Raw genomic sequence first — 14,023 nt, forward strand, 5'->3', positions numbered from 1 at the left:
TGCGCCTAACCTCGGGCAGTCTCCTCAGTACCGCGGGCAAGAGCGGTGTCCGGCGCTGGCGGTCAGCCTGGAGGCACGCGGATGGCTGCGCTCGGAGCTGTTCTTGGACCCGGAGACCTTCGCCTATCGCGGCGCCAGGGAGGCCGCCGTCCGCGACCACACGCTCTAAAACGGGTTCTTCGTGTGGCGCGGCGGCGAATCGGTCCCCAGCCCAGCCCCAGCCCGGCGGCTGGGTGATCGAGGCGGGCGCCGTCTACCGCCAATTCACCCGGACCGCCATCGCCGTGGTGGACGAGCCCGGGCAACGCCCTTAGACGGGCGTTGGGCTGTGAGGCCTTAGTCCGGGATCAGGACGGCGCGGCTCTCTGCCACGTCCCGGGTGGGGGAGGGCCGCGCCTCTTTGCTGCTGGTCACGCGCGGACGATGGCCAGCTCGTGGATCACAGTTCGGCCTGGGCGTTGTCGAGACAGCACAGGGCGCCTGATCAGCCGTTCGCTTGCTGATAGGCCAGCCAGGACCGGCCCGCGTCAGCGGCGCGGGCGCGGGCCTCGCGAACCTACTCCGGCCCGTACTGGGCCTTGTAGAGGCGGAACAGCGTCCATGCCGCAGCGATCCCGGCCACGGCCTTGCGGGGTGCGTCGCGCCAGTGCGGCAGCGTGGACAGGAGTTGGTCGGTCTTCTCCGGCGTATGCCCCGCCTCGATCAGCCGCGGCGCGAAGAGAGCGGCGTCCAGCCAGGCCGCGCCGCGGGCCGCGAACGACCAGTCGACGACGCGGACGCGCCCGCCCGTGACGAGCAGGTTGCCGGCGCTCAGGTCGTAGTGCAGCAGCGTGTTGCCACGCAGGGCGGACAGGTCGAAGCCGTTGACCGCGGCCTCGTACAGGGCGCGCTCGGCCAGTTCGCCCGGGGGCTTGTCGAGCATGTGCCGGGCTTTGGCCATCAGCGCGTTGACGTTCTCCGACACCGGCATGGCGCCGTTCGGGCATGGTGTGAGCATCGCGCCGAGGAGCGCCATCGTGTCGAGGACAGCGGGCGGGTCCTCCGACCGGGGCGAGAGGTCGGCGTGGTGGGCGTTGTCGTTGACGTACTCCCACACCATGGCGTGCCAGTCGCCGACGGTGTCAGCCCATAGCATGCGCGGAGCGGGAACCTCCGCCGGCAGGCTCCGGCCCGCCCACCGCTCCCGCAGGTGCAGGCGTGCGGCCTCGTGGGTCCGCTCAATGGCTTTGAAGAACACGTGTCCGCCGCCCTCGAGGTCGAGGCGGGTCGCGATGCCGGGCATGATGCCGTGGGTAGCGGTCTCGGCCTTGAGCACTTGGCCGCACTGTGTTTGCACGGCGTTGATGACGCTGTCGGGAAGCTCTTCCCAGGTTGGTCGGGTCACGGCTGGATCCCTTCGGGACTCGGGTCGTCGACGCAGCCGGCGTAGCACTGGCTGCATTCGGCGTTGGTCAGCCACAGCTCGCGGTCCACTGTCATGCCCAGGGCGCGCATCGCCTGGATGGTGTCACCCAGTCTGGCCGCGAATGCCGCCTTGTTGCCGCCGGGTTCCTCGGGATTGTGGTGGAGGAAACGGCCCGCGATGCGGGATGACGCGGCCCTGCAACGCCGAAAGGCCCCGGGGACAGCCGGAGCCCTTCGAGGAGTGCTGCTTGAGATCTCATGCGGTCAGTACGTCCGCTATCCGCTGGTTGACGATCTCCTCCTGACCGTCGATCAAGCGGCGGCGCGCGCCGCGCCGCCGTGCCCGGCCCTCCGCCGCCCGCCGACCGGGCGTGCGGCCTGGCGGCCGGTCCCGATCGACGGCGGCCGGGGCTGTAGCCGTACCACGCAATCGCCGCACCAAGCGAACGCGCCGACCGCCGGCCTGCCGCCGCCACCAGCGCGAACCGTGCCATCCTGTGCACCATGGACGACCTCGAATTACTCCGTCCCGAACCACCCCAGTACTACGAAGCCGCCATCGAACGACTCCATGACCTTCAGAACTGGTTCGTCACCGGCCGGTCCCCTTATCTCGCCTCCTACACATGGCCCGGTCTCTAGGCGACTGCCATGACCAGCCTTAAGAGGCCATGACAAACCGTTAGTTCAGAGAAGGCCCGGGTTGGAGGACTCCGGTGACATCGGTCGCGCGCCGAGCCACCTCGGCGGGGGTGAGCCCATCGTGTGAACTACATGATCAACCGCGGTTGTCTGGGCCTGTGTGTACCTGCTCCGGTAGAAGTCGGTCAGGCCCGGACGCTCAGGGCCCGACTCAAAGCATTGGTGCCACGTCTCACGGCTGGCGTGCAGTTGAACGGAAATGGCCGGCGTACCGGGTGGAAGCAGTCCGGCGACCAGTCGGTGCATTTCTGTGGACTGGAACACTCGTCCCCATGGCCGGCGGTCGCCCGGACGAGCTGGGAGATGATCTCGATAGAACCGCTGCCCAGCACCAGGTTGCCGACGTCGGCCGCGTACCGGCCGCACAGCTCGGCGGTCAGCTCGCGCGCCGCGGTGTTAGACCCGGCAGACGTGAGCCATCTTTCCGCCGGTCGGGTTCCATGACCTCCGCGAGCGTGTGACGGCCTGGCCGGAAGCTGCTGGGCCCTTCACATCGGCCCGGTGATCCCACATTGTGGGGTCTGTATCCGGCTTCGATCAAGGAGGGCGCCGCAGGCCACGCGCTCAGTGGCCATGGGCTCTTCCGGCACGGAAAGGACTCCAGCCCATGGCCCTTGCCAGCGTATTGCTTCCCCTCGCTCTGGCGATCATCATGCTGGGGCTCGGCCTGAGCCTGACGATCGCCGACTTCCGACGTGTGGTCGCGTACCCCAAGGCCGCCGTCGTGGCGCTGACCTGTCAGGTCGTCCTCTTACCCGCCGTGTGCCTCGGCCTCGTCCTCGCTTTCGGCCTGCCACCCGCACTCGCCGTCGGCATGATGCTCCTGGCCGCCTCGCCTGGCGGCACGACCGCTAACCTCTACAGCCACCTGTTCGGCGGCGACGTCGCGCTGAACGTGACGCTCACCGCGATCAACTCGGTGCTGGCCGTCGTGACGCTGCCTCTGGTGACCAACCTGTCCCTGAGCTACTTCGGCGATGCCGGCACGCTGGGCCTCCAGTTCGACAAGACGGTGCAGGTAACCGCACTGGTGCTCGTCCCCGTGGCGGTCGGCATGGCGGTGCGTTCGTTCAGGCCTCGGTTCGCGGACCGTATGGAATCCCCCGTGAAGATCGCTTCTGCCGTCATCCTGGTCCTGGTCATCCTCGGCGCGTTGTTGCAGGAGCTGGACAACATCGCAGGCTACATCCGCTCCGTGGGCGCCATCACGGTCCTGTTCAGCGTGATCAGCTTGGCCGTCGGATACTGGGCGCCCCGCCTGGCCGGGGTGGGCCGCCGCCAGGCCATCGCGTCCTGCATGGAGATCGGCATTCACAACGCGACCCTCGCGATCACCGTCGCGCTCAGCCCGGCGCTGCTGAACAACACCCAGATGGCGGTGCCCGCCGCGACGTACGGCGTCCTGATGTTCTTCACCGCGGCCGTCGCCGGTTTCCTCGTCCGAGCTCGCGCCTCCTCCGATGCCGCGTCACAAGCGAGCACTGCCTGAGCCGGGCGGGGCGCAGGGGAGTCGTCCAACTCCTGAACGGGCCTGGTCGAGATCGTCGGCGATGCCGCGTTCGAGCAGCCTGACGTAAAGCTCGTCGGGACCCTGGCCGTAACTGCGTATCTGGTCGGCGCCTCTGTGCTTCTCGGATGATCTTCTCGGGGCGGCCGCGCCGGCCGTAGGCCTCGAGGAACAGGCGCAGCCGCTCTGGCCGGCGTGGTCGCCGAAGCAGTCGGCCTCCGCCGCGCGCCGGGCATACAGGGGCGTAGTTGCTCGTGCGATGGCCGAGGTGGGGCAGCTGGATCATCACCGCTGCCCCTTCGTCGTGGACCTCCGTGGCGAGCCAGCGCAGCAGCGGCTCGGACTCCTCCTTCCACAGTTGGTGGTTGCCGAAGGCGGGCGCGCTGCCTGGCCGCGCGGATGGCGTCCTGGCCGGCGCCGCCGCGTCCAGCTGTCTCATTTTCCGTACGCCCGATTTTAGGTGGTTTACAACTCTTTGACTGTTTCATTAGAGTTCGTCACGCCTAATCCACTCAGCGTTTGCGTGGAGCCGGGGACCCACCTTCCCCCCTGGGGCGAATCGGCATCGCCGTAGGGCCACTTCCAGGCCCGAGCCCGTCAGCTAACCCGGTAGGCCGCGTGGAAGGACAGCAGTGTCTCGCATTGCCATCTGCCTGGCGGCAGCCATCGCCGGGCTCACTCTGGCCGCTCCGGCCCAGGCCGCCACCGACGACCCCACCACCCTGACCGGCCCCCAGGTCAAGCGCATCCAGCAGAAGCGCCAGCCCACTCGCGCCTGGAAACTCGCCCTCCACTTCGCCATGAAGAAGCGCGGCATCCCGTACGTCTGGGGCGGGACCAGCGACCGCGGCTACGACTGCTCCGGGCTCATGCTCAGGGCATACGAGCACGCTGGCATCGAGTTGCCGCGCACCGCGGCGCAACAGTACAACGCGTTCACCAGGAAGATCTCCTGGGACGACCTCAAACCAGGTGACCTGGTCTTCTTCCACGGACTCGGGCACGTGGGGATGATCTCGAGGCCCGGCTACATGGTGCACGCGCCGCGCACTGGAGACGTGGTCAAGGAGGAACGCCTCTCCGACTGGCGCAGGCAGTCTTTCGTGGGCGCCGTACGGCCAGACCCTAAGGGAGTACGGCTCTCCATCGAGCAGCGCAAGACCCCCGCGCCCTCGATGCTCACCGCCACCCTGTGACAACGGCGGTGGCCCCCCGCGCCTTCCCTTTCTGCAGGTTCCGGCCACTGAGCCTTGTGTGAACTCAACGTGAAGCGGGCCGCAAGGCCGGTCCACTTCTGCACGGACGTCACGGCACTTTCTCCGTGCTTTCACGACCATGGAAGCACGGAGAAGTGACATCAGGTTGTGGGGGCGCTCGTACAGGGCGATCTGTCGTCCGATGCGGTGACGCGCCCCCATGGTGAGAAGCGCGACGTCGGAGCAGCGGATGCGACGACCCGCGGCCTCGCCTGACCGCCCGCAGACGGCCCATGGCGGCCCAATCGCGGCGCAACCGAGGCACCAGCCAGAGCTGCCGCGGGTCCGATCATTCGCGTGACCCGTGTCGCGAAGAACCCTCCGGCGAGCCCCCCCAACGGCGCCGATGCCCAGCAACACGCCGTAGCCCCAAGCCGGTAGACCGAGGACCTGAGGCACGTAGAGCATGAGCACGGCGAACCAGGCGCTGTCCATCGCGGCGAAGCCGTTCGACTCGCTCAGAATGGTCCGATGGATTACGCCTGGTTCATCGACGAGTATCAAAAGGACAGCGACCTGGTCGGCGTGACGTTCGTGCGGGGCCTGTCTCCTGAGGCAGCATTGCACCGGATCGGCGCCACTCCCGGTGACATCTCCCGAGAAGTGGGCATTGCCGCCTACGCGGGAGACGGAGGAGCGGTCCTGATTGACTACCATTGCCAGCCACTTCCAGAGACCCTCTCTCAGGGTACGGAGATGGCAAGGGTCATTACAGGCATCACCATGGACGAGCACTTCGTCTACTCTGTCGACGGGGTGGTGGTCACGGAATTCGAGCCGTTCTTCCCCGGCGATCGGAACGGCAGCGATCCTGACCGCCTGCTGGCCCATATGCGAGAGCTGGACATGCCGCTGGACGGAGAGGCCGGCACGCGGACTTCCACCGCTCTCGCCATTGCGCTGGCTACACGGGCCACTGGGGTCACCCTGACACCGACTCACTACGCGGCGGAGCCCATCGTCGGGACGATCGACTGAAGGTTCCGACCCAGCGACCTGCCGGGGTTCGGTACATGATCGGGACCATCAGGCCGCGAACCGCTACGGCGTGATCGCGCCGGCGGCCTGGGCCGCCGGCTTCAGCAGTCGCCATCCCAGGGGCGCCAGGGCCAGCCACATGCACAGGACCGCGAACGGCATGAGAGCCTGGCGGCCGGGTCCGTCCAGCACTTCGTAGCTGATGAACAGGGCCAGGGTGGCCAGGACGAGTATCAGGGTCGTAGCTCTGATTCGCTTCAGAACGGCCAGCTGAATGATCAGGACCAGGAGCCCAAGGTAGACAAGCTGGGTGCCGAATCCATACAGGATCGGCTCGGCTCCCGGGATGCTTCGGATCTGCTGGTCCAGGGCCTTCAACTGCGCGTGATTGTCGGTGGCGAAGAGGACGTACAGGTCGACGAGCATCTCGGCGATCGAGGCGGCGACGCTGATCAGTGCCACCGCCAGACTCGCCCTGGCGAGGAGCTGCCCGGCGCCGCGGCTTCGGACCCGGCGATAAAGTTCGAGGCAGGCGACGGCCAGCAGCACGAAGCCGATGAGCCACACCGAATGCGCGATCGTCGTCCATGGCTCGACTCCTTCGTTGCCGCCGAGCCTCATCAAGGTCCAGCCGCCGATCTGCGCCACCGGCGCCAGGATGAGTGACCACCCGGCGAGGGTTTGCCAGGTCGTCGTCGCCGCCTGGGTCGAGCCGGATGGGCTGCGGCGCAACAGTTCACGTCCTACCGGCAGGAAGGCCAGCCACAGGATCAGCGCCGATCCGGCCTGGGCCAGCCGCAACGGGATCTCCACCAGCAGCTCGGCGCCGTTGACCAGAACCGCCACCGTCACCAGGATCGCGAACAGTGCGGTGGCCCTGCCCTGCGTCGCGAGGTGTATCGCCTGCACGATCAGCACCAGGAACAGCAGCGCCGGCCCGACGTCGTAGATGGCCACCTGCACTCCCGGCAGGTCGTGGATCTGGCCGCTCAGGGCCCGCATGTCGGTGCGGTTGCCGGTGGAGAAGCCCACCACCAGATCGATCACCATCTGGATGAGCAGGCAGCCCGCGCCGATGACACCGACGATGAGCGAGCCGGTGGCCAGTATCCGCCCTCCCGAGGTGGTGTCCTTGGCACGTCTATACAGCTCGACGCAGACGATCGCGTACATGACGGTGTTGAGGACCCAGGCGATGTGGGCCAAGGTCCAGCCGGGTTCCTGGCCACCGGTACCGCCAAGGCGCATCAAAGCCCAGCCGGTCAGGACCAACAGTGGAGCGGTGACGAAGGACACCCCGGCGATTCGTTTCCAGTTCATGGTCGCCGACCCTAGCTGTACAGAATTTTTTCTGCAAGTTTTTCTCTGCATGAATCTTTCTGCATAATTGTCTCGGTACGGCTAAGCTGGTCACATGTCAACGGAACCGGTCATGCACACCCCGGCGGCGATGAAGGCGCTCGCCAGCCCACTGCGGCGAGAGATCCTCCGCCACCTCGCCAATCACGGCCCGGCCACCTCCACCACGCTGGCCAAAGCCATGGGCCAGAACACCGGGACAACCAGCTACCACCTGCGGATGTTGTCCGACACCGGTTTCGTGACCGAGCTGCGCGACCGCGCCAAAGGGCGGGAACGCTGGTGGGACGTCGTCAAAGCCGACCGGCGGATGCCCACCCGCGATGAACTGACCGACGCCGAACAAGACCTCGCCGAGCGACTGGGCGACTCCAAGCTGGCCGAGGACCTACGGCTGCTGTCGGCCTTCGCCCACAACCGGGACGAGGACGGCGACTGGCAGCAGGGCTCCCGCGCCAGCACCTTCATGACCAAGGCACAGCTCAAAGAATTCCACGAGGAGTACCTCAAACTGGTGCACCGCTTCGGCACCGATCGCGACACCGCACCCGCGGACGCCCGGATGATCCTGCTGCGCTGGATCGGTTTCCCCGACCCCCGCGGCTCCTGATCCCCTCGTCCCCGACGTCTTGGTTCGCGGGAGATACTCGGGGTCCAGATCCGCTCCGAGATTACGAACATGATCGACTGGTGGCCGCTTCTGGCCGCCCCTCGGCTGGACCGGCACACGTCCACACCACGCCCGAGGGGTCGTGGGAGCCCTGCAGCTCGCCGGTGAGGAACTCCAGGCCGATGCCGGCGGCGCGCAGCTGCTCGGCCAGGGCGGCCAGGTCGAGGCCGGGGCCGAGCCGTTTGTGCTCGTGCACCACGAGCGTGACCGCGACGCCTGCCGATCGGAGCGCGCGGGCCAGGGCGACGGCCTTGTCGAGTTCGGGCCGGGTGGTGGCGCGCGTGGAGATCTTCTCGGAGAGGATGCGGGTGACGCCGGCGGCCTGGAGCGCGTCGAGCCGGGTGTCCAAGGACTGCCGGACGGTAGAGGCGAGGGCGTACCCGATGCGTACGTGCCCCGCCGGTTCGGTGCCGGCCGCAGCGGGGCGGGGCAGTTCGATCCAGAGCGTGCCCGGCTTGCGCACGGTCGGGGTCGCCACGGTGAGCGTCTTGGCGAGCGCGGGCACGAGGTGGAAGCGGGCGGTGTGGTACTGGACGACGACCTTGCCCTTGCCGGTCCGGCAGGGCGATCGGGCGGTCCCGTCGAGATCGCCCTATCCTGGTCGCCCCTCAGAGCTGGGTGGAGGTCTGGTTCGCGTCACGCCGGTAGGCGTAGTGGATGAGGCCCTTGTGGAACTTGCCCACCTTGTCGTACAGCGCGCGAGCCGGGGCGTCTTCCAACGTGTTCCAGTAGAGGCCTGGGAAGCCGTGCTCCTTGGCGTCCCGCGCCACCCACTCGATCACTGCCGTCGCGATACCCCGCCGCCGGACTTCCGCGTCCACGAACAAGTCCGCCAGATAGCATCTCCCGGCGTACCAGACACTGGCGTGGAACAGGTAGTGCGCGATGCCGACCATCTTGCCGTCCAGCCGGGCGGCGATCCCGCGTATCTGCTCGTCGTCGAGCAGGCGGCGCCAGGTCCGTTCGTAGTCGTCGTCGCTGCGCTCGACCTCGAAGTATGTGTCTTTGCCACGGGCCAGCACTTCCCAGCAGGCGCGGTCGGATTCGGTCAGGAAGTTGATCTCCATCATGGCGGCCATCCTGCCCTACGGTCACGCCCGAGGCCTTCGCGAGCTCCTTCTGCGTCACCTGACCGGGACGGCGGACGCGCGCTTGGTCCCACAGCCGCGCCAGCTCCACCAGGACCTAGGAACTCGACTCTTCCGGCCGGAACGCCGCCACGACGCACGGCCTCCTCAGCGCAAAGGACAATCATTCGGATCCGAGACGGGTCGGCCAGGATCCCCGCTCACCGGAAGCGTAGCCCCGCAGGTCCGGACTCTTCCGGCATGCCTTCAACATGGTCAGCGGGTTGGATGTGATGCGGGCATGACCATCACCGACACCCCGGCGCTAGAGAGGGCCCGTCCTCGCCACGACACCGCTCTGCCCGTATCCGACGTCTCCGCCGCGCCATCGGTATCGCCTTCGCCCGTGGCGCCTTGTCGGCCTGTTGTTCTGGTGGATCATGCAGCACTGAGCCGCGACAGCACCATCGACTGGTCTGCACGCAGCATGGGCGTGCAGACCACTTCGGACACCCATGCATAGGACTTCGAAACTGACACTCGGTTTCAGGAAGGCAACCTGCTGAGGCTGTCCACGAGCTTGATCACGGCCAAGAGGCCAAGTTGAGCTGGCCATGAGTGTATGCCCAGGTCAGGGCATGATCGCGACGGGACTGTAAAACCGTCGGCTCAGCCTACGCAAGTTCGAACCTTGCACCTTTCACCAGCAGTAAGAGCAGCTCAGAGGCCCTACGGGGCCTCTTCTGTATTTCAGGGTTATGCAGCCAGATGCCGCCGCGAGCAGGCTGGTCGCGAACTAAGGAAGCTGGTAGAACGCGGCAGGCGAGATGATCGTGAGAGGAGTGCCGATGTACGTGAGGTTCCAGAGCCCCACGCCAAACGGAAGAGGGGCGTACTCCGGCGTGTTCGGCCTCGTCAACAGCCTGGCCATGCAAGGGCGACTGTCGGAGGAAGAGGAACGGTTCCGGCGTGAGAACAACGCCTGGTACGAAGCGAACTTCACTAATCCCGCAGACGTGGACCCCACGGTCTACGATCGGCAGCTCAACCCTGGAGCCGCGGCCTGGTTCAAGCCGTCAGCTCGTCATCTCATGGAGAGGGTGCCGGGCTATTTGGCGATCCTCGCCGCTCATGGGGTGGAGTGCGTGCGCCTCGAAGTGGCCGACCCTGGCAAGGTGATCTACGAAGATGACGATCAGATCGTCGTAGTTCCCTACGAGATCGGGTAGGCGTCTACCAGCTCGTGACGATCCGCAGGAAGAAGCACTTCCACCACGGCCAACGGTCGCCCAGAGGCCTCGCGGACCGCGCCGAACACGGCCAAGAGGGGAGCATTCTTGGGCATGGCCAGTTGCTTGGCCTCGTCCGAGGTGGGCATGCGGGCGGTGATCTGCTCTGATGTGATCGAAACGGACGCCCTTGCGCGACTGGAGATGCTCGCGCAACCCTTGCTTCAGCGCCTCGCCACTGGTCAGATCGGTCCCTTCGGACACTTCCAACGGCACCCATAGCGCCACCAGGCCGGTCGGCTCACCCTCACGCGCGATCAAGCGGCGACGTACGAAGGCCCGGCTTTGGGCTCCAAGCCCAGCAGCGCGCCCACTCGGTTCTGTACGGCTATTCCTCAGGATCCGGGCCTTGTAGGCGGTATAGCGGCGGGCCGCGGCCCGCTCGCGTACCTGTGGGTCAGGGATCCTGCTCGCTTGCTCCCACGAAGGGATGCCTCCTTCCCCACCCTCAGCACAGAGTTTTGTACCTGTTTGGGATATCTCTGTCCATTTTGGCAGGGAGGGGTGAACGGGCTGGTGGGCGTCGCACCGACTGGTGATGGTGTGCAGGGACGCGTCGCAGTAGATCGGCGCTTAGTTGTGGACTGGCGGTGGTCGACCAGCATTGATCGACATGTCGCCCTCGTGCGGGCCTTCACACCAAGCGCCGTGGCGCCCCTCTGTCCAGGAGTGCCGTGGCCTCGAGCGTTCCTGAACGTCAGCCGCAGACCGGCGAGTTCTGGGTCTTGTCGGCGTACCAGTAGTAGCGCGAATGGGCATTAAGGTTGGAGCAGCCGCCGGAAGGGCCGTCCATCTTTACGGCGAGGCACCACCGCGTGCTCTGCTTGGGCATTCCGGAGGCCGCGCATGTGCTGGGGTTGATCCCAACTCCCCCAAAATTGATCATCGTTTCGGTTTTCGGAAGGTAGCGGTCACCGCTGCTGCTGTTCATGACCATGGCGTAGGCCTGCACCTTGCCGCCGCCGTACATGATGCAGGTGAAGATCTTGTGGCTGGAGTCGGTCAGGTTGGCCCCGCTCGAACACTTGGCGGTGCCCCAGGTCGGCTGGGTCGAGGTCCACGAGGCGGCGGCGGCCGGGGACTGCAGGGCGCCCGTCAGTGCGAGGGCTGCGCCGAGCGTGCCGGCGAATTTGAGGGACTTCTTCATGGGGGGCCTCACTTCTTGCGGGTCTGAACGACCGGATGTGAACGCCGCAAAGGGTACACAGCGGGATGGTCGCCCGCAGGAAGAGATCTTTCTGGGAGCTTTCCGGAGCCTGTCCGCCCGATTTCGGCATCCAAATCCCTTGTGTCACCTAGACTGATCGGTGATTGTTCCGGAGGCTGGTCGTCCATGGCCAGGCCTGTGCGCCAGCTGGGTTGTTCAGACGGAGGCCCATACTGCACAATGAGCTCCCAGCGGCCGCGCGTTGACGATCAAATTCTTGGTCGAACCCGATCTCCTACATCGCGGCCGCACCCATGCACAGCGTGTTACCCAATCGCGATCATCGCCACCGTCCCCCGCACGGACCTTCGTCACGCTCCGCACAGACTCCACGAAATCGGCTACAGAGCCCTTCTCCCTGGCAAGCGACACTCAGCCCCGGCCCACCGGGCATCGGTAGGCTCCGCCGCTTCGGACTGCGCTGCCGACAAAACCGGCTCTACCTCACTCTCGGCGGAGATGTCAGACTTCCTATGTGCATGAAAAGACACCGGAGTCTCAGCGATCGAAGATCGGATTCCTCCGGTCGATTCCACGCAGGTGGGGTGACGACCAACTCATGCTTGCCAGCCCTGCCTGGCTGAACTACGTCTTGTTTATCGTCGGCCTTTCACTGTTCGCCGGACAGGTCTGGTCGGTGATGCTTGGCCCAATGGGGCTTCACTTGGCATTCGACATATCTTGGGGCGTTCAGCGCGTACTGGCACTCGCCGTCTTTGGTTTTGTGGCATACGCCGAGGCGCGGGGACTGATGATGCGAGCACGGCGACGGGCTACCGGATCACCCTCCGATCAGCGTTAGCTGACTGCAGGGTTTGAGGCACGGGTGACCCCCAGAGGCCGCCGTGCAATATACGTGCAATGATCACTGATCTGACGTCGGTGATACATGACCATGCTGCAGGTGGAAGGCCATCTCTCGGCCGGAACGGTCGCGAGCTGTAAACCGTCAGCTCAGCCTACGCAAGTTCGAACCTTGCACCTGCCACCAGCAGTAAGTGCAGCTCAGAGGCCCTTCGGGGCCTCTTCTGCGTTTCAGCGGCATGCCGCCGTGAGTAGCTCTGAGTGGCCGTTTGTCGGTGGTCGCGCAATGGCGCAATGATCTTGGGCTGTTTTCGCTGGTGGCTCCCCGTCTTTGCTGCACACGCGTGGCTCGAATCGTACCGCCCGCTGCCTGCGACGTGGCAGGATGTGGTGCATGCTGACTCGAAAGGACCATGCCGCGTAAGCCCCCCAGCGCGCTGCGATCTGGCGGGAGTCGATCATCCGAGCGCACGTCGCGTAAGCACATCCGTGGACTCTCAGCCAAAGCCCAAGGCGCGATACGCCGCCTTGAAGATCAACGTTTCTGGCCGAACGCCATCGCCGATGCGCTGCATGCCTACGCGAGCTTTCTCCGAACTACCGGCCGGTACATCTACGTGAACCAGGATTGCCCCTTCTGTGATCCGGTAGAGGCTCGTGATCGCTTGGAAGAGGCCTTGCGAGCCCTTCCCGCCGCTGCTCGCTCTGAGCTACGCGTAGTTGTGGAGCGACTGGACGACCAGTTCCGTATCCGCACCTTGCCCGACCCGAGAGCAGCGCCCCAAAGCGCATGGCGCGCAGCTGCGTGGTGGCGTCAGCGCATGACGGGTTGGTGATGGCTTGATGGATCATGAGTGTGATGACTCCGGCCGAGGGAGCTGCAGGGCCGAGGCCCCGGCTGGTTGTCAAGCCACCGACAGTCAGCCGAAAGCGGCTGGCAGGGGACCGGCAAGCGGCATCGGCATGGTTAGAGGTGTCAAAAGGTATAAGCCGCTGCACTGCGGAGGCGATTCGGATGGCTGCGATGACGATGAGAGAGTTCCCGGCCGTGCTGGAGGAGCTCGGTCACGTGCGTCATTTCGTGGTCGGCGTCGTGGCCGGCCACCCGGCCGCGGACGACGTGGTGCTGGCGGTCTCCGAACTGGCCGCCAACGCCGTCGAGCACTCCGCCGCCGGCCGTGACGACAACTTCGAAGTGCGCATCGCCCACCTGCCCGGCGCGGTTCGCGTCGAGGTGCACGACCACGGTGGCGCGGGAGAGCCGCGGCTGGGCCGGGCCGGAGAGGAGGCCACGCGAGGCCGCGGGCTGTTCCTCGTCGACCATCTGTCCCGTACCTGGGGTATCAGCCACCTGCCCGACCACACCGGCGTCTGGTGCGAGATCGGCTGCACCTGCACTGATGTACCGGAACTCGAGCGGGCCGTCGCCTGACGCGAAGCAAATTGTGTGGTGTGGTTGTTGAAGCCGGTCGACTCGTAACCTCGAATCCGCGCTCTTTGCCCACTTGAGGAAATCTCTGCTGGAGAGTAAGTCGTCTTGGGTGAAGATGAAGGCGATTGACAGGAGCGCTACGCCGGTTTACGGGGATTCGGCTACTTCACGGATCACCGGAGCTTGGCTTGATTGCGCCGGGACTGTAAAACCGTTGGCTCAGCCTACGCAAGTTCGAACCTTGCACCTGCCACCAGCAGTAAGTGCAGCTCAGAGGCCTAGCGGTGGAGGCACTCGCCGCAGGCGTGCGGGTCCTTGCAGCCGTGGCGGTAGCGCTGGTGCTTGATC

Annotated in this window: 13 protein-coding genes and 1 riboswitch; of the genes, 7 read left to right on the forward strand and 6 right to left on the reverse strand. The window is 65.9% G+C overall.

Translation table 11 applies throughout. From position 1 onward, the window contains the following. Positions 1–556: 556 nt before the first annotated feature. A complete protein-coding gene (locus tag Q9G87_RS02770; RefSeq protein ID WP_305914546.1) occupies positions 557–1,384 on the reverse strand; it encodes a phosphotransferase family protein in 828 nt (275 codons plus the stop codon). Positions 1,385–2,713: 1,329 nt separating this feature from the next. Here Q9G87_RS02770 and Q9G87_RS02775 point away from each other — a divergent pair. The 3 genes from Q9G87_RS02775 (at position 2,714) to Q9G87_RS02785 (ending at position 5,847) form a co-directional block, all read left to right on the forward strand. Beyond that, the gene (locus Q9G87_RS02775; protein WP_305914547.1) at positions 2,714–3,595 is read left to right on the forward strand and encodes a bile acid:sodium symporter family protein; all 882 of its coding nucleotides are present in this window, start codon (positions 2,714–2,716) and stop codon (positions 3,593–3,595) included. A gap of 508 nt (positions 3,596–4,103) precedes the next feature. Then, positions 4,104–4,243: riboswitch (cyclic di-AMP (ydaO/yuaA leader) on the forward strand. Between the two features lie 2 nt (positions 4,244–4,245). After that, a complete protein-coding gene (locus Q9G87_RS02780; RefSeq protein ID WP_305914548.1) occupies positions 4,246–4,809 on the forward strand; it encodes a C40 family peptidase in 564 nt (187 codons plus the stop codon). A 531-nt stretch (positions 4,810–5,340) separates the two neighbouring features. Then, positions 5,341–5,847, forward strand: a complete 507-nt coding sequence (locus Q9G87_RS02785; protein WP_305914549.1) for a DUF6461 domain-containing protein — start codon at positions 5,341–5,343, stop codon at positions 5,845–5,847. A gap of 63 nt (positions 5,848–5,910) precedes the next feature. Here Q9G87_RS02785 and Q9G87_RS02790 read toward each other — a convergent pair whose 3' ends face one another. After that, on the reverse strand, positions 5,911–7,167 hold the full coding sequence (locus Q9G87_RS02790) for a hypothetical protein (RefSeq protein WP_305914550.1): 1,257 nt from the start codon (positions 7,165–7,167) through the stop codon (positions 5,911–5,913). 94 nt (positions 7,168–7,261) lie between these two features. On the opposite strand from Q9G87_RS02790, the gene Q9G87_RS02795 reads away from it, so the two are divergent. Next, positions 7,262–7,816, forward strand: coding sequence for an ArsR/SmtB family transcription factor (locus tag Q9G87_RS02795; protein ID WP_305914551.1), 555 nt, complete (start codon positions 7,262–7,264; stop codon positions 7,814–7,816). A 61-nt stretch (positions 7,817–7,877) separates the two neighbouring features. On the opposite strand, the gene Q9G87_RS02800 is transcribed toward Q9G87_RS02795, so the two are convergent. Beyond that, the gene (locus tag Q9G87_RS02800) at positions 7,878–8,381 is read right to left on the reverse strand and encodes a recombinase family protein (RefSeq protein WP_305914552.1); all 504 of its coding nucleotides are present in this window, start codon (positions 8,379–8,381) and stop codon (positions 7,878–7,880) included. Positions 8,382–8,484: 103 nt separating this feature from the next. Continuing rightward, positions 8,485–8,946: a GNAT family N-acetyltransferase gene (locus Q9G87_RS02805; RefSeq protein ID WP_305914553.1), complete on the reverse strand. Its 462-nt coding sequence runs from the start codon at positions 8,944–8,946 to the stop codon at positions 8,485–8,487. A 298-nt stretch (positions 8,947–9,244) separates the two neighbouring features. Between Q9G87_RS02805 and Q9G87_RS02810 the strand changes: the two genes are divergently transcribed. Continuing rightward, the gene (locus tag Q9G87_RS02810) at positions 9,245–9,466 is read left to right on the forward strand and encodes a hypothetical protein (protein WP_305914554.1); all 222 of its coding nucleotides are present in this window, start codon (positions 9,245–9,247) and stop codon (positions 9,464–9,466) included. Positions 9,467–9,845: 379 nt separating this feature from the next. Continuing rightward, a complete protein-coding gene (locus tag Q9G87_RS02815; protein WP_305914555.1) occupies positions 9,846–10,172 on the forward strand; it encodes a hypothetical protein in 327 nt (108 codons plus the stop codon). On the opposite strand, the gene Q9G87_RS60525 is transcribed toward Q9G87_RS02815, so the two are convergent. Together Q9G87_RS60525 and Q9G87_RS02820 are read right to left on the reverse strand one after the other, a co-directional pair. Beyond that, positions 10,157–10,378 carry a UTRA domain-containing protein gene (locus tag Q9G87_RS60525; RefSeq protein WP_371825731.1) on the reverse strand — a complete coding sequence of 74 codons (222 nt, stop codon included), beginning with the start codon at positions 10,376–10,378 and terminating at the stop codon, positions 10,157–10,159. The two genes, Q9G87_RS02815 and Q9G87_RS60525, sit on opposite strands and share 16 nt — an antisense overlap. A gap of 551 nt (positions 10,379–10,929) precedes the next feature. Beyond that, positions 10,930–11,379, reverse strand: a complete 450-nt coding sequence (locus tag Q9G87_RS02820; protein WP_305914556.1) for a hypothetical protein — start codon at positions 11,377–11,379, stop codon at positions 10,930–10,932. Between the two features lie 1,888 nt (positions 11,380–13,267). Between Q9G87_RS02820 and Q9G87_RS02825 the strand changes: the two genes are divergently transcribed. Continuing rightward, the gene (locus tag Q9G87_RS02825; RefSeq protein WP_305914557.1) at positions 13,268–13,675 is read left to right on the forward strand and encodes an ATP-binding protein; all 408 of its coding nucleotides are present in this window, start codon (positions 13,268–13,270) and stop codon (positions 13,673–13,675) included. Positions 13,676–14,023 lie beyond the last annotated feature (348 nt).

The organism is Nonomuraea turcica, from assembly GCF_030718205.1.
GTDB lineage: Bacteria > Actinomycetota > Actinomycetes > Streptosporangiales > Streptosporangiaceae > Nonomuraea.

Bases quoted from the DNA above. Each gene is read 5' to 3' on its own strand.
- Q9G87_RS02790 (WP_305914550.1), bottom strand. From the start codon at position 7,167: ATGAACTGGAAACGAATCGCCGGGGTGTCCTTCGTCACCGCTCCACTG.
- Q9G87_RS02820 (WP_305914556.1), bottom strand. From the start codon at position 11,379: ATGAAGAAGTCCCTCAAATTCGCCGGCACGCTCGGCGCAGCCCTCGCA.
- Q9G87_RS02775 (WP_305914547.1), top strand. From the start codon at position 2,714: ATGGCCCTTGCCAGCGTATTGCTTCCCCTCGCTCTGGCGATCATCATG.
- Q9G87_RS02810 (WP_305914554.1), top strand. From the start codon at position 9,245: ATGACCATCACCGACACCCCGGCGCTAGAGAGGGCCCGTCCTCGCCAC.
- Q9G87_RS02785 (WP_305914549.1), top strand. From the start codon at position 5,341: ATGGATTACGCCTGGTTCATCGACGAGTATCAAAAGGACAGCGACCTG.
- Q9G87_RS02795 (WP_305914551.1), top strand. From the start codon at position 7,262: ATGTCAACGGAACCGGTCATGCACACCCCGGCGGCGATGAAGGCGCTC.
- Q9G87_RS02825 (WP_305914557.1), top strand. From the start codon at position 13,268: ATGACGATGAGAGAGTTCCCGGCCGTGCTGGAGGAGCTCGGTCACGTG.
- Q9G87_RS02805 (WP_305914553.1), bottom strand. From the start codon at position 8,946: ATGATGGAGATCAACTTCCTGACCGAATCCGACCGCGCCTGCTGGGAA.